This window comes from Microbispora sp. H10885, assembly GCF_014161415.1.
Lineage (GTDB): Bacteria > Actinomycetota > Actinomycetes > Streptosporangiales > Streptosporangiaceae > Microbispora > Microbispora triticiradicis.
This window is the reverse complement of sequence record NZ_JABBWY010000006.1, coordinates 436,842-454,510: the sequence shown is the minus strand read 5'-3', so window position 1 is coordinate 454,510 and position 17,669 is coordinate 436,842. Positions and strand designations below refer to the sequence as shown.

General features: G+C 72.2%; 17 protein-coding genes. 14 read left to right on the top strand and 3 right to left on the bottom strand.

Features of this window, described 5'->3' with window-relative positions; translation table 11 throughout:
• Positions 1-106 precede the first annotated feature (106 nt).
• Entirely contained in the window at positions 107-1,372 is a 1,266-nt protein-coding gene (locus HHX37_RS18695) for an extracellular solute-binding protein (RefSeq protein WP_182886218.1), read from the bottom strand.
• A 321-nt stretch (positions 1,373-1,693) separates the two neighbouring features.
• On the opposite strand from HHX37_RS18695, the gene HHX37_RS18690 reads away from it, so the two are divergent.
• The 7 genes from HHX37_RS18690 to HHX37_RS18660 all read left to right on the top strand — a co-directional run bounded on the left by HHX37_RS18690 (position 1,694) and on the right by HHX37_RS18660 (position 7,489).
• On the top strand, positions 1,694-2,659 hold the full coding sequence (locus HHX37_RS18690; protein WP_182880774.1) for an acetylxylan esterase: 966 nt from the start codon (positions 1,694-1,696) through the stop codon (positions 2,657-2,659).
• Between the two features lie 119 nt (positions 2,660-2,778).
• A complete protein-coding gene (locus HHX37_RS18685) occupies positions 2,779-3,042 on the top strand; it encodes a phosphoribosyl-ATP diphosphatase (protein WP_117410040.1) in 264 nt (87 codons plus the stop codon).
• Between the two features lie 67 nt (positions 3,043-3,109).
• Positions 3,110-3,955 carry an ATP phosphoribosyltransferase gene (gene hisG, locus HHX37_RS18680; RefSeq protein ID WP_138461186.1) on the top strand — a complete coding sequence of 282 codons (846 nt, stop codon included), beginning with the start codon at positions 3,110-3,112 and terminating at the stop codon, positions 3,953-3,955.
• 95 nt (positions 3,956-4,050) lie between these two features.
• Entirely contained in the window at positions 4,051-4,935 is an 885-nt protein-coding gene (locus tag HHX37_RS18675) for an ABC transporter ATP-binding protein (RefSeq protein WP_117410038.1), read from the top strand.
• 2 nt (positions 4,936-4,937) lie between these two features.
• Positions 4,938-5,675, top strand: a complete 738-nt coding sequence (locus tag HHX37_RS18670; protein ID WP_182874498.1) for an ABC transporter permease — start codon at positions 4,938-4,940, stop codon at positions 5,673-5,675.
• Between the two features lie 30 nt (positions 5,676-5,705).
• The gene (locus HHX37_RS18665; RefSeq protein WP_182880772.1) at positions 5,706-6,887 is read left to right on the top strand and encodes a sensor histidine kinase; all 1,182 of its coding nucleotides are present in this window, start codon (positions 5,706-5,708) and stop codon (positions 6,885-6,887) included.
• Positions 6,884-7,489 (top strand): response regulator transcription factor, encoded by a 606-nt coding sequence (locus HHX37_RS18660; RefSeq protein ID WP_117410035.1) that lies wholly within the window; start codon positions 6,884-6,886, stop codon positions 7,487-7,489. The genes HHX37_RS18665 and HHX37_RS18660 overlap by 4 nt, the downstream gene beginning before the upstream one ends.
• A gap of 10 nt (positions 7,490-7,499) precedes the next feature.
• Here the strand turns inward: HHX37_RS18660 and HHX37_RS18655 are convergent, their stop codons facing one another.
• Positions 7,500-8,840 carry an EAL domain-containing protein gene (locus HHX37_RS18655; RefSeq protein WP_310740435.1) on the bottom strand — a complete coding sequence of 447 codons (1,341 nt, stop codon included), beginning with the start codon at positions 8,838-8,840 and terminating at the stop codon, positions 7,500-7,502.
• A gap of 119 nt (positions 8,841-8,959) precedes the next feature.
• Here HHX37_RS18655 and HHX37_RS18650 point away from each other — a divergent pair, with 119 nt between their 5' ends.
• The 5 genes from HHX37_RS18650 (at position 8,960) to HHX37_RS18630 (ending at position 14,819) form a co-directional block, all read left to right on the top strand.
• The gene (locus HHX37_RS18650) at positions 8,960-9,682 is read left to right on the top strand and encodes an acVLRF1 family peptidyl-tRNA hydrolase (protein WP_182886217.1); all 723 of its coding nucleotides are present in this window, start codon (positions 8,960-8,962) and stop codon (positions 9,680-9,682) included.
• A 123-nt stretch (positions 9,683-9,805) separates the two neighbouring features.
• On the top strand, positions 9,806-11,404 hold the full coding sequence (locus HHX37_RS18645) for an ABC-F family ATP-binding cassette domain-containing protein (protein ID WP_117410033.1): 1,599 nt from the start codon (positions 9,806-9,808) through the stop codon (positions 11,402-11,404).
• Positions 11,405-11,519: 115 nt separating this feature from the next.
• Positions 11,520-11,735: a helix-turn-helix domain-containing protein gene (locus HHX37_RS18640; protein WP_030904785.1), complete on the top strand. Its 216-nt coding sequence runs from the start codon at positions 11,520-11,522 to the stop codon at positions 11,733-11,735.
• 198 nt (positions 11,736-11,933) lie between these two features.
• Positions 11,934-12,788, top strand: coding sequence for an enoyl-CoA hydratase/isomerase family protein (locus HHX37_RS18635; RefSeq protein WP_182880770.1), 855 nt, complete (start codon positions 11,934-11,936; stop codon positions 12,786-12,788).
• Positions 12,789-12,893: 105 nt separating this feature from the next.
• On the top strand, positions 12,894-14,819 hold the full coding sequence (locus HHX37_RS18630; protein ID WP_182886216.1) for an ABC transporter ATP-binding protein: 1,926 nt from the start codon (positions 12,894-12,896) through the stop codon (positions 14,817-14,819).
• On the opposite strand, the gene HHX37_RS18625 is transcribed toward HHX37_RS18630, so the two are convergent.
• Positions 14,816-15,694 (bottom strand): sulfotransferase family protein, encoded by an 879-nt coding sequence (locus HHX37_RS18625; protein ID WP_182886215.1) that lies wholly within the window; start codon positions 15,692-15,694, stop codon positions 14,816-14,818. The two genes, HHX37_RS18630 and HHX37_RS18625, sit on opposite strands and share 4 nt — an antisense overlap.
• 31 nt (positions 15,695-15,725) lie before the next feature.
• Here HHX37_RS18625 and HHX37_RS18620 point away from each other — a divergent pair, with 31 nt between their 5' ends.
• Complete coding sequence (locus tag HHX37_RS18620; protein ID WP_244301985.1) at positions 15,726-16,688, top strand: S66 peptidase family protein; 963 nt, start codon at positions 15,726-15,728, stop codon at positions 16,686-16,688.
• Positions 16,689-16,731: 43 nt separating this feature from the next.
• Positions 16,732-17,637, top strand: coding sequence for a hypothetical protein (locus HHX37_RS18615; protein ID WP_244301984.1), 906 nt, complete (start codon positions 16,732-16,734; stop codon positions 17,635-17,637).
• The last annotated feature ends 32 nt before the right edge of the window (positions 17,638-17,669 follow it).

The following is a 17,669-nucleotide window of genomic DNA, read 5'->3' as shown; positions in this document are numbered from 1 at the left end:
AGGGGGCCGCCCCGCGGTCCGTACGGACGCGAGGCGGCCGGTGAGGGGTGCCGCGGCCGGTGAGAGGTCAGGTGTCACCGGCCGGTCCGCGGCCGTGGGCGGGCGGTCAGCCGGCGTTGCGCTCCATGACCTTGGCGGCCTCACCCAGGGCCGTCTTCATGTCGGCCTTGCCGAGGATCGCCGACTGGAGGTGCTTGGCCACGTCGCCCGCGCTCTCGTCCCAGCCGGGGCATCCGGGGGCCGCGGCGCCGGTGCTGATGATCTTCGCGAACACCTCGGACTGCTGCGGCTGGAACGGCGAGTCGGCCACCTTGTCCGGACGCGGCGGGAGGTAGGAGACGTTGCGGGCCTTCGACTCGGCGTTCACCGCGTCGACCGCCTCGTCGGTGTAGAGGTACTTCACGAAGTCGGCCGCCTGCTGGATGTGCTTGCTGTAGGAGGTCACCCCGACCGCCCGGCCGCCGATGAAGGTCGTCGGGCCCGCCGGGCCGGCCGGCAGCGGGGCCACCGCCCACCTGCCCTTCAGCTTGGGCTTGGAGGTGTCGATGACGAGGGCGTTCCAGTTGCCGCCGTAAACCATCGCGGTGCCCGCGTCCAGCGCGTCCGAGGTGGTGACCGTGTCGGTGGGCGCGCCGTACTTGTGGTGCAGGTCGATCCAGAACGACAGCGCCCGCTCGGCCTCGGGGGTGCCGAGTGAGGGCTTGCAGTCCGGCGTGTAGAAGCTGCCGCCGGCCTGGTAGAGGAAGTTGAAGTAGCCGATCCAGTCGAGGTTGCCCCAGTCGATGCCGAACGGCGTCCTGACCCCGGCGTCCTTGAGCTTCCGGATGTCGGCGGTCAGTTCGTCCCAGGTCGCGGGCGGCTCCTTGATCCCGGCCTTCTCGAACAGGTCGGTGCGGTAGTAGAGGGCCTCGGTGGACATGTCGAGCGGGATGCCGTAGACGGTGCCGTCGGGGGAGACGGCCGACTTCCACTGGGCGGGCTGCGCCTGCGCCTTGAGCTGCTCGACGCCGTACTTGCGCAGGTCGACCATCCCGCCGCGCAGGCCGAACTGGATGGTCCAGGTCATGCCGCCGGAGACGACGTCCGGCCCGCTGCGGCTGGTGGAGGCCGCGAGCAGCTTGGCGTACGCGTCGTCCCAGCTCAGCGTCTGCACCTTGATCGTCACATTGGGGTGCGACTTCGTGTACAGGTCGGCCGCCTTCTGGAAAGCCGCGCTCTCGTCGTCGCCTCCGGTGGACCACCACGTGAGCGCGGCGGGGGCGTTCGCGTCGGCCTGCCGGGTCTCCGGGGTCCCGCTCGTCGCGCAGCCCGCGCCGAGGGTGATCAGGCCGGTGATGAGGGCGGCGCGGGCGGCCGCTGTCGTTCGTCGCATGGGGTCTCCGATCTCACGGACGGTGATCGATTGACATGTCGTGCCCCCGAGAGGCGGCCGCCGCGACACCGTGCCGTGCGGACGCACCTCACACGCGTGGAATTCGTGCAGAGTCCAGCACTAAACCGGATTAGTTGCAAGAGGGTCTTTCAGTCCGTCAATCCACGCTTTACAGGCCATCAGGCGTGATTACGCAGGTGATCGCCGTATCCGATCAGGAGATTCGTTCCGGTTGGCGACCCTTAACCGGGTCAGAACCCTGAAACGAGGCACTTGTGTAGCCTTGACCGGCGTATGCCCCACCAGTCCACGGGAGCCCCCATGTTCGTTGACATGCCCCTCGACCACCTGCGTGCGTACCTGCCCGAGCGCCGGGAGCCGGCGGACTTCGACGACTTCTGGGACCGCACGCTCGCCGAGGCGCGCGAGCACGACCTGAACGCCGTCTTCGAGCCGTACGAGGCCGACCTCGCGCTGGTGGACGTGGCCGATGTGACGTTCGCCGGGTTCGGCGGGCATCCGATCAAGGGGTGGTTCATCGCGCCGGCGGGCGCGTCCGGCCCGCTGCCGTGTGTGATGGAGTTCATCGGGTACGGCGGCGGCCGCGGCCGGCCGCACGACTGGCTGCTGTGGCCCGCCGCCGGCTACGCGACCTTCGTGATGGACACCCGCGGGCAGGGCGGCACCTGGCGCTCGGGCGACACGCCCGACCCGGTCGGCGGCAACGGCGCGCAGATCCCCGGCAAGCTCACCCAGGGCGTGTTCGACCCGCACGACTACTACTACCGGCGGCTCTACACCGACGTCGTGCGGGCGGTGGAGGCGGCCAGGTCGCATCCCCTCGTGGACGCCGGGCGCGTCGTCGTGACCGGCGGCAGCCAGGGCGGCGGCATGGCGCTGGCCGCCGCGGCGCTCGTGCCGGACCTCGCGTACGCGTTCGTCAACGTGCCGTTCATGTGCGACATCCGGCACGCGGTGGAGATCACCGACGAGGACCCGTACGGCGAGCTGGGGCGGTTCTGCGGCATCCACCGCACCCGGGTCGAGGAGATCTTCGCCACGCTCGGCTACTTCGACGGGCTGCACTTCGCGGCGCGGGCCCGCACGCCCGCCCGGTTCTCCGTCGCCCTGCGCGACGGCGTCACCCCGCCCTCCACCGTGTTCGGGGCCTACAACCACTACGCCGGCCCGAAGGACATCACCGTGTGGCCGTTCAACGGCCACGAGGGCGGGGAGTCGCAGCAGGCCCTGGAGCAGCTCCGGCTGGCCCGCAAGATCCTCGGCTGAGGGTCCGCCACACACGGGCGTGATCTCGCAGGGTGGACGCGGGGCGCGGACTCCCCGCGTCCGCAACTACCCTGGGGCCGATACCCTGAACGGGCAGGCCCACGATTCCGAGAGAGACCATGAAGACCTTCGAAGAGCTGTTCGCCGAGCTGACAGACAAGGCCCGGACCCGGCCCGCGGGGTCCGGCACCGTGGCCGCGCTGGACGCCGGCGTCCATGCCATCGGCAAGAAGGTCGTCGAGGAGGCCGCGGAGAGCTGGATGGCGGCCGAGCACGAGTCGGCGGAGCGGGCGGCGGAGGAGATCTCCCAGCTCCTCTACCACGTCCAGGTGCTCATGCTGGCCCGCGGGATCGGGCTGGACGAGGTCTACAAGCATCTGTAGCCGCCGCGGCGGCCCCGGATGTCCTGAATCTCATCGACCTCGTCCTGCCTGGAAGGATCTTTCACTCATGCTGCGCATCGCCGTACCGAACAAGGGCGCGCTCTCCGAGGGCGCCCAGACCATGCTGAAGGAGGCGGGCTACCGCCAGCGCAGGGACAGCAAGGAACTCGTGGTCGTCGACTCCGAGAACTCCTGCGAGCTGTTCTTCCTGCGCCCCCGCGACATCGCCGTCTACGTCGGCGAGGGCACCCTGGACGCCGGCATCACCGGGCGCGACATGCTCTTCGACTCCGGGGCGCCGGCCGAGGAGGTCATGCCGCTCGGGTTCGGTCGGTCCACGTTCCGCTTCGCCGCCCCGGCCGGCGCCCACTCCGGCGTGGCCGGCCTGTCCGGCCTGCGCATCGCCACCTCGTACGCCGGGCTGCTCGGCAAGTACCTGGCCGACCAGGGCGTGGACGCCCGGGTGATCAAGCTCGACGGCGCGGTCGAGACCGCGATAAGGCTCGGCGTCGCCGACGCGGTGGCCGACGTGGTGGAGACCGGCACGACGCTGCGCAACGTCGGGCTCGAGGTCTTCGGGGAGCCGATCGCGCACTCCGAGGCCATCCTGATCAAGCGGGCCGGGGCGCCGGAGGCCAACGGCTTCCAGCAGCTCATCCGCCGCCTGCAGGGCGTGCTGGTGGCCCGCGACTTCGTCATGATCGACTACGACATCCGGGCCGAGCGCATCGACGAGGCCATCTCGATCACCCCGGGCATGGAGGGACCGACCGTCTCCCCGCTGCACCGCGAGGGCTGGGTGGCGGTGCGGGCGATGGTCCCGCGCAAGGGCCACCAGCAGGTCATGGACCAGCTCTGGGAGATCGGCGCCAAGGCGATCCTCGTCACCGCCATCTTCGCCTGCCGCCTGTGACCCGCGGGGCCGGCCGCACGCGATGACATTTGTCATCGCGGAGGCCGGAGGCATCCCACTGCCGCGTTTCCCGGCCCGCTTCTAGTTTTGTCCGCATGAACGCCATCTCCTTCACGGACGTCACCAAGAGGTACGGCGACGTGCTCGCGGTCGACGGCCTCGACCTGGAGGTCCCGGCCGGCAGCACGGTCGCGCTCCTCGGGCCGAACGGGGCCGGGAAGTCCACCTCCATCAACATGCTGCTGGGCCTGCTTAGGCCCTCGGCGGGCGAGATCCGGGTCTTCGGCGAGCCGCCGGAGACCGCCGTCGCCCACGGCGAGATCGGCGCGATGCTCCAGGAGGGCGAGCTGATCCCCGAGCTGACCGTGGCCGAGACCGTGGACTTCGTCCGCCGGCTCTACCCGAACCCCCTGCCGCGCGAGGAGATCCTCCGGCTCGCCGACCTCACCGAGCTGGCCGGGCGGCGGGCGAACCGGCTCTCCGGCGGGCAGACCCAGCGGGTCCGCTTCGCCCTGGCGGTCGCGGGCGGGCCGAGGCTGCTGCTGCTCGACGAGCCGACCGCGGCCATGGACGTCGAGTCCCGCCGTACGTTCTGGGAGAACATGCGCCGATACGCGGCGCAGGGGCGCACGATCCTGTTCGCGACGCACTACCTGGAGGAGGCCGACGAGAACTCCGACCGGGTCGTCGTGATCGCGCGGGGGCGGGTCGTGGCCGACGGCACCGCCGCCGAGATCAAGGCCGGGGTGGCCGGGCAGACGGTCAGCTTCCGGCTGGGCGACCAGCCGGCCGCCGGGCTGGAGAGCCTGCCGGGCACGACCGGCGTGGAACTCCAGGCGGGCCGCGTCACGCTGCGCACCACCGACCTCGACTCGACGGTCGAGGCGTTGTACCGGAAGACCACCCTCGACGTGCGCGATCTCCAGGTCCACGGGGCCGATCTGGAGGACGCCTTCCTCGCTCTCACCAAGGAGTCGTGACGATGCCGCACTACCTGAAGGTCGAAGTGCTGCGCATGCTGCGCAACAAGCGGTACGTCATCTTCGTCGTCGCGTTCCCGCTCGGCTTCTACCTGCTGTACTCGAACCTGTGGGGCGCGCAGACGGACGAGACCACCGGGATCAAGGGCAGCGTGCTGCTGATGGTCAACATGGCGGCGTACGGCGCGCTCGCCTCGTCGGTGATGTCCACGGCCGTGCCCTGGGCGCAGGAACGGCACAGCGGCTGGCTGCGGCAGCTCCAGATCACCCCGCTGCCCGCCTGGGCCATCCTCGCGACCAAGCTCGTCGCGTCCCTGCTGCTGGTGCTGCCCGCGCTGGTGCTGGTGGGGCTGGCCGCGGTGCTCACCCAGCACGTGTCGCTGCCGGCGGGGCAGTGGGCCGGGCTGCTCGCGTTCATGTGGATCGGGACCATCCCCTTCGTGGCGCTCGGCCTCGCCATCGGCTCGATGCTGCGGCCCGACACGGCCCAGCCCGTGGCCATGATCTCCATGTTCGGCCTGGCCCTGCTGGGCGGCCTGTGGTTCCCCACGTCGCTCATGCCGGAGGCCATGCGGAACGTCGCCAGGGTGCTGCCGTCGTACGACTACGCGGGCATCGGATGGCGCATCGTCGCCGGGCAGGCGCCGTACGGGCCCGACGTGGCGGGCATCGTCGCCTGGGCCGTCGCGCTGGGAGCCGTCGCGGTGTTCGTCTACCGACGCGCCGTGGTCCGCGCCTGATCCGGCGAAAAAGCGGAGAGGGGCGGCGCGATGAGCCGGCTGGCCAGGATCTTCAGCTTCGGCGGACCGGACGACGGTCCGTATCGCCTGCGGCGGCTGATCGGCATGTCGCTCGGCCTGATCTACCTGTTCTACCCGGTGGCCGAGGTGATCGACGGCAGGCTGGGGACGGCGCAGGCGGTCTGGCGGATGGTCGCGCTCGCGGCCTTCGTGGGCGTCTACCTGACGGTCGTGCTGGGCCCGCGGGGCCTCGGCCACCGTCCCCGGTGGATATTCCCCCTGCTCGGTCTCGCGACCCTGATGGGGGCCGCCTTCCCGCTGGTGTTCCACAGCGAGAGCTGGCTGACCCTGCCGGTCTACCTGGCCGTCGTCTACGCGATGGCCCTGCCGCCCCGGCGCGCCGTGCTCGGCATCGGCGCCATGGCGGCGCTCCTGATCGCCGACGGCCTGGTGATCGGCGCCGAGGACGGGCTGCTGTGGATGCTCGTGCTGCAGACCGCCACCCTCGGCGTGCTGTTCATGAGCGTCCGCAACACCCGCGTCCTCATCGGCAAGCTCAGGGAGGCCCAGAGCGAGGTGGCCAGGCTGGCCGCCGCGGAGGAGCGGCTGCGGATCGCCCGCGACCTGCACGACCTGCTGGGACACGGCCTCTCGCTGATCGTGCTGAAGAGCGAGCTCGCCCGCCGGCTGGCCGAGCAGGGGTCGCCGAAGGCGGCCGGGGAGGTGGCCGACATCGAGGCGGTGGCGAGGCAGGCGCTGCTCCAGGTGCGCGAGGCCGTCACCGGCTACCGCCGCAGCTCGCTGCCGGAGGAGATCGACGGCGCCCGCGCCGCACTGGCCGCCGCCGGGATCGCCCTCACCGCCCGCACGTCCGGCGCGCCGCTGCCCGAGGACCTCGACGGCCTGTTCGGCTGGGCCGTGCGCGAGGCCACCACCAACGTCGTACGGCACGCCCGGGCCACCCGCTGCGAGATCACCGTGTCGTACGGCGAGCGGGGGGCTGTGCTGGAGGTCGCCGACAACGGCCGCGGCGGGCCGTACCGGCCGGGCAACGGCCTGACCGGGCTCGGCGAGCGGGCGCGCGCCGCGGGCGGCGACCTGGAGGTCGAGAGCGGCGGGCGGGGGTTCCGGGTGCGGATCAGGGTCGCGCCGCCCCCGGACCTCACCCGCACTCCCACTCCGGAGATCGCCGCGGATAGGTTGGCCGAGTGATCAGGGTCGTGCTGGCGGAGGACCAGAGCATGGTCAGGGGCGCGCTGGCCTCGCTGCTCGGTCTGGAGCCCGACATCGAGGTGGTCGGGGAGGCGGCGAACGGCGACGAGGCGGTCGAGGTCGCCGAGGCGACCCGGCCGGACATCGCGCTGCTGGACATCGAGATGCCCGGCAGGGACGGCATCGCCGCCGCCGAGGAGCTGCGCCGGCGGGTCCCCGGGTGCCGGGTGGTGATCCTCACGACCTTCGGCAGGCCCGGCTACCTTCGCAGGGCGATGGAGGCCGGGGCGGTGGCGTTCCTGGTCAAGGACAGCCCGGCGCGCGACCTGGCCGCCGCCATCCGGCGGGTGCTCCGGGGAGAGCGGGTGATCGACCCCGGGCTGGCCGCCGCGGCGCTCAGCGCCGGGCCGAACCCCCTGTCGCCGCGCGAGCGGGACGTGCTGTCGGCCGCCGCGGACGGCTCGACCATCAACGACATCGCGCTGCGGCTGCACCTGTCGGAGGGCACGGTGCGCAACTACCTGTCGGCGGCCATCCAGAAGACCGCGGCGCGCAACCGCATCGAGGCCGTCCAGAAGGCCCAGGCGCAGGGCTGGCTCTGACCCGGCCGGGTCAGCGGGCGGCCTGGATCTCGGCGACGTGGCGCAGCAGGTCGCTGACCCGGACCACGCCCATGCACCGGCCCACCTCGTCGACCACCACCAGGTCGTCGTACGCGCGGGTGTTGTCGCGCCCGGCCACCTGCATGGCCGCGATCGCCGGGGTGGTCTTCGCCACGATCTTCGGAGGGTCGGCCAGGCGGCTGGCCGGCTTCTTCGCGTGCAGCGCGTGGCCGTACGCCCCGGCCATGAACAGCAGGAACCGGCTGCGGTCGACGCTGCCCTGCGGGCGCTGGTACTCGTCCACCAGCACCACGCTGGTGATCGAGGGCTCCGCGCTGAGCACGCCCACGACCTCCTCGGCCGTCGAACCGGCTGGCAGCGTCACCGCCGGGAGCAGGAACTCCTGCACGCGTGGTCCCAATCCATAGCCGCCCGGCCCGGTGAGGCCCGGCGCGGCCGGGACGGCCTCGGCCTCCGGCACCGGCAGCGGCACGTGGACGCGGTTGTGGCCGTGGGAGGGCCGCCAGTCGAGCGGCGCGAGCAGGGGGCCCTGAGCGAGCCTGATGCCCCAGCCGCGCACCGCCGCGAGCTGCGTCTCCTCGCGTACGCCGGGAGCGAGCACGTGCGCCCCGGCGCCGCGGGCCAGGCGGACGAGCGACTCCACGAGCGCGCCGCGCCGGGGGTCGCGCGCTCCCCGCGCCACCAGATCGCCGGAGAGCGCGATCACGTACGGCGCGGCGTCGGCGAGCAGGTCGAGCGGCAGCGGGGCCGTGCCGAGCTCACCGAAGGCGACGAGGTAACCCACCGCGCGCAGGCCGTCGATCCCGGACAGCAGGGCGGTCCGCCCCACTGCCGCGAGGTCGCCCTCGATCATCAGGATGACCTCGCGTGGACGGCGGTTGCACATCCGCAGCGCCTCGTGCAGCGGCGCCGTGCCGGCCGAACCGGCCGCGACGACGGTGGCGGAGATCGGCAGCACCAGCGGCAGCGCGGTCTCCTCGCGGGCCGCGGCCAGCACGCCGTTCACCGTGTCCGCCACACCCCCCACGCCGCCCGCGACGCCGCCGGGGTCCTCGGGGACCACCTGCACGGCGATCGCGCCACCGGTGTCGAGGTCGACCACCGGCAGGAACAGCGGGACGGCCGGGCGGAGCGGAGCGCCGTGGTGGGTTCCGTGGGGAGTCCCCGGGGCGAAGGGCGAGGGCAGGGGCCCGGTTGCGGAGGCGGCGGGGGTGTACCGCCGCACGAGGCCCGCCGGGTGGTGTCCCTGCGGGTCGTCCGGGTGGTACGCCGACGGGGCGCCCGGGACGGACGCGGCGACCGGCGACGCCGGGGAGGAGGGGAGCGTCACGGGGTGAATTGTGGGACGACTCCCGGGGGTCGTTGACGCTTACAGTGGGAAATTCACCTACATTTCCCCATCAGTTGGAGGGAATCCGGCAAACGACCACACCGGTAGTCTGATCAGCCATGACAGGACGGCCCGCCGCCGGAGGCGGCAGATGGGTCTCGGTGGCCCCCGAGCGGCTGGCGGGCTGGATCGCGCGCTTCGCCGCACGGCACGGCCCGATCGAGGCGGTCACCCTGCCGGACGTCGTGCGTCTCGACGCGACCGATGGCGCGGTCGCCGAGTGTCATGTGCCGTTCCCGCCGCTGCGCCCGCCGTCCGCCACGCTGTCCGCCCAATCGTCCGCCGCGCCGTCCGTCGCGCCGCCGGGCCTGGCGCCTCCCGGGCTCCCGGCCCCGGCGGCGGCGCTGGTGGCCCACGCCTGCCGCGAGCGGACCGTCGGCGTGCTGCTGGCCCGCCTCGGCGGGCACGCCGCCGGCGTCTTCACCGGCACCCGCCTGGTCGCGGCCAAGGCCGGGTCGCGTCAGGTCCACGGGCGCAACGCGGCGGGGGGATGGTCCCAGCAGCGCTTCGCCCGGCGCAGGGACAAGCAGTCGGCCGAGGCGCTGCGGGCCGCCGCCGACGTGGCCTTCCGGCTGCTGACGCCGCGGCTGGCCGACCTGGAGGCGCTGGTGCTCGGCGGGGACCGGCGGGCGATCGACGAGATCCGGGAGGACCGGCGTCTCGCGCCGCTGTTCGCTCTGGAGGCCGGGCCGTTCCTCACCGTTCCCGATCCCCGGCCGGCGGTCCTGGAGGGCGCCCCGGACCTGTTCCGCGCCGTACGGATCCGGCTGCTCGACCCCTGACCGGGCGCTCGCCGCAGCCGGCGGCGGCGACGGCGGCACTACACTTGAGCCCATGAGCGCTCCCGACTGATCGCTCCCGGCACCGGTCCTGTCCGCATCATCCACGGGAGTGTCCCCTCTATCATGATCATCGCCACCGACGTCGAACTTCGCGCGGGTTCCCGCCTGCTCATCGAGGGCGCCTCGTTCCGGGTGAACCCGGGCGACAAGATCGGGCTGGTCGGGCGCAACGGCGCCGGCAAGACCACCCTCACCAAGGTCCTCGCGGGCGAGGGCCTGCCCGCCACGGGCTCGGTCACGATCTCCGGCAGCGTCGGCTACCTGCCGCAGGACCCCCGTACGGGAGACCTGAGCGTGCTGGCGCGCGACCGGATCCTGTCGGCCCGGGGGCTCGACGAGGTGCTGCGCGAACTGCGCGAGGCCGAGGCCGGGATGGCCGCCGACGACCCGCGCGTGCGCGACCGGGCGGTGCGCGCGTACGGCCGGCTGGAGGACCGCCTGCACGTCCTCGGCGGTTACGCCGCGGAGTCGGAGGCCGCCTCGATCGCCTCCAGCCTCGGGCTGCCCGACCGGGTTCTCGGCCAGCCGCTGCAGACCCTCTCCGGAGGGCAGCGCAGGCGGGTCGAACTGGCTCGAATCCTGTTCAGCGGGGCGGAGACTCTCCTGCTCGACGAGCCCACAAACCACCTCGACGCGGACTCGATCGGCTGGCTTCGCGATTTTTTGCGTTCCCACCAGGGCGGCTTGGTGATCATCAGCCACGATGTCAACCTTCTTGAAGCGACGGTAAACCGGGTGCTCCACCTGGACGCGAACCGCTGCGTCATCGACACCTACAACGTCGGCTGGAAGGCCTACCTGACCCAGCGGGAGACCGACGAGAAGCGGCGCAAGCGGGAGCGCGCCAACGCCGAGCGGCAGGCGTCCGCCCTGCTGTCCCAGGCCGACCGGATGCGGGCGAAGGCCACCAAGGCCAAGGCGGCCCAGGACATGGAGCGCCGCGCCCGGCGGCTGCTCTCGGGCGTGGAGGGCGAGCGCCGGTCGGACCGCGTCGCCAAGCTGCGCTTCCCCCAGCCGGCGCCCTGCGGCAAGACGCCGCTGACGGCCCGCGGCCTGTCCAAGTCGTACGGCTCGCTGGAGGTGTTCACCGACGTCGACGCCGCCGTCGACCGGGGCTCCCGGATCGTCATCCTGGGCCTGAACGGCGCGGGCAAGACGACCCTGCTGCGCCTGCTCGGCGGCATCGAGAAGCCCGACACCGGCGAGGTCCTGCCCGGCCACGGGCTCAAGCTCGGCTACTACGCGCAGGAGCACGAGACCCTCGACGCCGGGCGCACGGTGCTGGAGAACATGCGCTCCGCGGGCCCCGACCTCGCCGACGTCGACCTGCGCAAGGTGCTCGGCTCGTTCCTGTTCACCGGAGACGACGTGGACAAGCCGGCGGGGGTCCTGTCCGGCGGTGAGAAGACCCGTCTGGCGCTCGCCACGCTGGTGCTGTCGAGCGCCAACGTGCTGCTGCTGGACGAGCCCACCAACAACCTCGATCCGGCCTCCCGCGATCAGGTGCTCACCGCCCTCGGCTCCTACACGGGCGCGATTGTGCTGGTCACCCATGACGAGGGCGCCGTGGAGGCGCTGAAGCCGGATAGGGTGATTCTGTTGCCAGACGGAGTAGAAGACGCATGGAGCGACGAATTTTCCGATCTTGTGGCGCTTGCCTGATCTTAATTTGAGCGGGTAGGGATCTTTTCCCGCGGAGTAGGTAGCCGATCCCGTCGAAATGACTGATCATGGGCTGAAGTAACGCTGCGGAAGTCTGGCACTACAGGAGGTACTCGTGGCCGAGACTCTGAAGAAGGGCACCCGGGTGACCGGGGCCGACCGGGAAAAGCTGGCCAGCGATCTCAAGAAGCGCTATTCCGCGGGTGAGAGCATCCGCGCTCTGGCCGCTTCCACTGGCCGGTCGTACGGGTTCATCCACCGCATCCTGAGCGAGTCCGGAGTGACTCTGCGCGGGCGCGGCGGCGCGACCCGGGGCAAGTCCAAGCGCTAGATCCACCTCAAGACGCGCGACCGCAGCCGCTCGTTCCTGTGAGAGTGAGTGGTCGGGTCCAGCTAACCAGAACGTCGTTCGGTAGGCTCGGGCACGACCGCGGGTCGAACAGGAGCGCGGACGCCCGGCACGGGCGGTGCGCCGCACCGGACCGGCCGTGCGAGGCGACGTGGCTCCTCACCGAAGGCAGGAGCAGGCATGGCGGAAGCGGCAGTGGGGGGGGATCCGGAGCACGCCCGCGAGACGGGCGGCGGCTCCGATGTGTCGACGGTCTCGGCGGCCGCGCCGGCCGAGATCGGACTGCGCTGCGAGGTGGACGGCGAGATCGCGACCGTCACCCTGGACCGGCCGGACAAGCGCAACGCACAGACGTTCGCGACCTGGTCGGCTCTGGCCCGGATAGGGGACACCCTTCCGGAGCGGGTGAGAGTGGTCGTGGTCAGAGGCGAGGGGCCGTCCTTCTCAGCCGGAATCGACCTGCGCATGTTCACGCCCGAGGGGGTACCCGGGCAGGAATCTTTCGCGAGCGTCGCGGCGCTCGGCGAGACCGAGCTGGAACGGCTGATCGCGGAGGCACAGAGGGGTTTCCTGTGGCTGCGCAGGCCGGAGATCGTGTCGATCGCGGCCGTGCAGGGTCACGCCATCGGGGCGGGTTTTCAGCTCGCGCTCGCGTGTGACCTGCGGGTCGTCGCGGACGACGTGAAGTTCTGCATGAAGGAACCCGCGCTGGGGCTGGTTCCCGACCTGACCGGGACCAAGCCCCTGGCTGACATCGTCGGGGTTCCCCGCGCCATCGAGATGTGCCTGACCGCCCGTGTCGTCGGGGCCGAGGAGGCCGTACGGCTCGGCCTGGCCGAGATCGCGGTGCCGGCGGGCGAGCTCGGCCAGACCACCCGTGACCTGGCCGCCGCGCTGCTGGCCACCGACCACGCCGCCGCGACCGCCACCAAGCGCCTGCTGAGGGCCGCGCCGGGGCGCACCCTGGAGGAGCAGGCCGCCGCCGAGCGGGCCGAACAGGTGGCGCGCATCCGCGCACTGTTCGCTTCGAACTGACGGGCAGTGTTCGCTTCGAACTGACAGGCGCTGTTCGCTTCGAGCTGACGGGGGAATCGGGGGGAGTCCTCCCATCGCTGCACGGCCTGGGAGGATGTACGGCATATGTCGATGATGAACGGGGGCTACGGCTTCCAGGTGATGCGGTCCCTGCGGCGTGACAGCTCCGTGACGAAGGAGCGCATCGCGCCGGGGACCGTCCGGCGTATCGCCGGGTACGCGCGGCCCTTCCGGGCGCAGATCGCCGGATTCCTCGCGCTGGTGGTGGTCGACGCGGTCATCGTGGTCGCCAACCCGCTCCTGATGAAGGCGATCATCGACGACGGCATCATCCCGAAGCGGGTCGAGGTGGTGCTTTGGCTCGCCGTCACGATCGCCGCGCTGGCCGTCGTGGACGCCGGGCTCGGCCTGGCGCAACGCTGGTTCTCCGCCCGCATCGGCGAGGGCCTGATCTACAACCTGCGCACGGAGGTCTACGACCACGTCCAGCGCATGCCCGTGGCGTTCTTCATGCGGGCCCAGACCGGCGCGCTGGTCTCCCGGCTGAACACCGACGTCATCGGGGCGCAGCGGGCGCTGACCAGCACGTTGTCGTCGGTGGTCTCCAACGTGATCAGCCTGGTGCTGGTGCTCGGCACCATGATCGTGCTGTCGTGGCAGGTCACGCTGGTCGCGCTGGTCCTGTTACCGATCTTCATCTTCCCCGCCAAGTGGGTCGGCCGCCGGATGTCGGCGCTGACCCGCGAGCAGATGCAGCTCGACGCCGAGATGAGCTCGGTGATGACCGAGCGCTTCAACGTGGCCGGGGCGATGGTCGCCAAGCTGTACGGCAGGCCGGACGACGAGGCGGCGTACTTCGCCGAGCGGGCGGGCCGGGTCCGCGACGTCGGCGTGATCGTCGCGATGTACGGCGCGGTGTTCCGCATCGCGCTGGGACTGGTCGCCGCGCTCGCCACCGCGCTCGTCTACGGCCTCGGCGGCAGCCTCGCGATCTCCGGGGCGTTCGCGCTCGGCACCCTGGTCGCCCAGTCGTCCCTGCTCATGCGCCTGTACGGCCCGCTGACCAGCCTGTCGAACGTGCACGTCGACGTGATGACCGCGCTGGTGAGCTTCGACCGGGTCTTCGAGGTCCTGGACCTCAAGCCGATGGTCGCCGAGAAGCCCAGCGCGCGGCCGATCCCCGGGGGACCGGTGACGATCGAGTTCGACGACGTGCGCTTCCGCTACCCGGCCGCCTCCGACGTCTCGCTGGCGTCGCTGGAGTCGGTGGCCCGCCCGGACACCGGTCCCTCCCAGGAGGTGCTGAAGGGCGTGTCGTTCACCGCCCGCGAGGGCGAGCTGGTGGCGCTCGTCGGCCACTCGGGCGCGGGCAAGACCACCATCACCTCGCTGGTCTCCCGGCTGTACGACGTGGACGAGGGAGCCGTGCGGATCAACGGGCTCGACGTCCGCGACGCCACCCTCGACGGCATCAGGGACACGGTCGGGGTGGTCATGCAGGACGCCCACCTGTTCCACGACACGATCGGCAGCAACCTCCGCTACGCCCGTCCCGACGCCACCGACGAGGAGGTCTGGGAGGCGCTGCGCGCGGCCCAGATCGCCGACCTGGTCAAGAACCTGCCCGAGGAGCTGGAGACGGTCGTCGGCGACCGCGGATACCGGCTGTCCGGCGGGGAGAAGCAGCGCATCGCCCTGGCCCGCCTGCTGCTCAAGGCGCCCCGGGTCGTCGTGCTCGACGAGGCCACCGCGCACCTCGACTCCGAGTCCGAGGCGGCGGTGCAGCAGGCGCTGAAGACGGCCCTGCGGGGACGGACCTCGCTGGTGATCGCCCACCGGCTTTCGACCATCCGCGAGGCCGACGCGATCCTGGTCATCGAGGACGGCCGGGTGGTGGAGCACGGCCGGCACGAGGAACTGCTGAAGCGGGGCGGCGCGTACGCCGAGCTGTACCGCACCCAGTTCACCGGCTCGGGGTCCAACGGCTCGGGGTTCACCGGCTCGGGGTCCTCAGGCGGCTCGGGACGCTAGCGGTATCCGAGACGGGCCAGTTCCTCCCTGGCCACCTTCTCCACCAGCTCGGCGTCCTCGCCGGACAGGCGGCTGCGCCAGCCGCCCGGCCGGGGGATCGTCGCGCCGTACAGCGCGATCATCGAGACCTTGGTCTCCAGGAAGGACGACACCGCGTCGATCGCCTCGCCGGGCGCGGCCACCAGGTCCTCGTACCTGAGCGTGAGCAGGTGCTCGGCGGGCAGTTCGCGGCGCAGGGCCGCGCTCAGCCGTACGGCGCCGCGCCAGCGCAGGGCGCACTTGCCCGCGGCCGGCATCTCGGCCCAGCGCTGCCGGTGCTCGGCCGAGCGCACGCCGAGGAACGGGTTGGGAAACTCGGCGTCCTCGCTCAGCATGTGCGGCTTGACCCAGGCCATGCAGGCGGGATCGGCCAGCATGTCGGCGACGACGTCGCGGCCGTCGCGGATGACCTGGATGAACCGGGCGTCCGGAAACGCCCGCAGCAGCACCGGCGTGCTGTAGATCAGGTCGGGACTGGCGTCGCCGAACCGCGACAGCGCGCCCGGCCCGACGCAGGGCCCGGCGCCGATGATGCCGCCGGCCTCCCGGCAGGCGGTCGTGCACTCCGCACAGGAGGCCGGGACGACCTGCCAGGCCTCCGCCAGCACGTCGCGCAGCACCCGGGGCGCCCCGCCGCTTCGGGCGATCGAGGGCCTCCGGGCGAAGGCGTAGACGACCCGGGTCACCGGGCCCCTGCCCATGGTCACGTGGAAGCCGGGGGAGCGCTTGAGCGCACGGCCCAGCAGGTCCGCGCCGGAGTGCGGGGCCGCGATCACGAACACCGGGCGACGGACCTTGACGCCGTTGACCACGAGGATGTGCGTCGGAGGTCGCATAGATACCGCTTAGTCTGACACCCTTTGAAGGGTGAGCGAGCGCATCCGCGGCGGGGCGGGGGGTGTCGCCTCGGTAACGGTACCGGAGGCGCCCCGGCGGCTGCGGCCGGGGGACACCGTCGCGCTGGTCGCGCCCGCCGGGCCGGTGGATCCCGTACGGCTGGAGCGCGGCGGGGCGGTCCTGGAGGAGCTCGGCCTGCGGGTCGTGCACGGAGCGTCGGTGCGGGCCCGGGAGGGCTACCTGGCGGGGCCCGACGCCGCGCGCGCGGCCGATCTCCAGGAGGCCTGGTGCGACCCCGAGGTGGCGGCCGTCATCTGCGCGCGGGGCGGCTACGGCACGACCCGGCTGCTCGGGCTGCTCGACTGGGACGCCATGGCGGCGGCCGGGCCGAAGATCCTGCTGGGGTCGAGCGACATCACCGCGCTGCACCGGGCCTTCGCCGACAGGCTCGGCCTGGCGACGCTCTTCGGGCCGATGCCGGCCTGCGCGACGATCAGCGACCCCGGGGGGCCCGAACCGGTCACGTTCGCCCACCTGCGGCAGGCGCTGTTCGAGGGCGGCACGCCCGCCCCGATCACGGGCGACCGTGTCGTCGTGCCGGGACGGGCCGAGGGACGGCTCACCGGGGGCAACCTCGCCCTGCTCGCCGCCCTGTGCGGCACGCCGTACGCGATGCGGGGGGAGGGCCGGATCGTCCTGCTGGAGGACGTGACCGAGGAGCCGTACCGGATCGACCGGATGGTGACGCAGTTGCTCCAGGCGGGCTGCCTGGACGGCGCGGCGGGGATCGTGCTCGGATCATGGGTGGACTGCGGCGACCCGCTGCCGGTGCTGGCCGAACGCCTGGCGCCGCTGGGTGTGCCGGTCCTCGCCGGGCTGCCCGTCGGACACGGATCACCACAGCTGAGTATGTGGTTGGAGACGAATGTGGCTATTGTGACCGAATCGTGTTCCGTCGCGGGCGCAATCCGCGACTCCGACGCGGCAACCTGATACGCGCCCGGAGGCGCCCGGGCCGTGGTGAAGGGATGGTGCGTTGGGACTCTTGCGGCGACTGCTCAGCCGGACGCGACCGGACCATCCCGCCCCGAGAGCCGTCGAGGACGTCGATCTCGACTCGCTGCTGGGGCTGGTCGCCGAGACCATGGGCTACACCTGCGGGTTCGCCGCAGACGGCACGTCGCTGACGCTGTCCTCCCCCGAGCGCGAACGGGTGGTGAACCTCGTCGGCCTGCGCCGTGAGGCCGCCCGGCGCACCCGCGAGGACTGGCCCATGCTGGTCTCCGAGCACCTGGCCCACGCGGTGTCGGGGGAGCCCTTCGACGCGTGCAACCTCAAGCCGATCAAGCCGCTGCTGCGCACGCGGGTCCACGCCGCCGACGACCCGGCCTTCCCCGACCCCTCCCGGATCATCGGCCGCCACCTCAGCGCCGACCTGATCGAGGTGCTGACGATCGGCGCCCGCCCGGTCCGCCCGGAGGAGGCGTTCTGCTGGCCCATCCCCCCGGGTGAGGCGCTCGACGTCGCGGTGGGCAACGCCCTGGCCGACGAGCGGCCCACGGTGTCCCGGCTGGACCTGGGCGGCACCGAGGTCACGCTGCTGACCGCGCCCAGCGCGGCCGCCCACCTGCGCCGCCTGCCCGCCCACACCCACGTGCCCGAGGACGGCATGCTCGCCGTGCTGCCGCACCGGGGGTTGATCGCCGTGCATCCGGTGGCCGGCATCGGCGTGGTGCGGGCGATCGAGCGGCTGCGCCTGTTCGCCCACCGGGAGCACGCCGGCCACGCCGACGGGCTCAGCCCGCACGTGTACTGGTGGCGCCGCGGCAAGCTGACCCGCATCCAGGCCGACCTGATCAGTCACGACGGGCAGACCCGGCTCGTCGTCGCGCCGCCGCCGGAGTTCGCCCGGCTCCTCGCCCGGATCGCCGGCCGGTCCTGAGCTCGGCCGAGAACGTTGGCGCCGGGAATGTC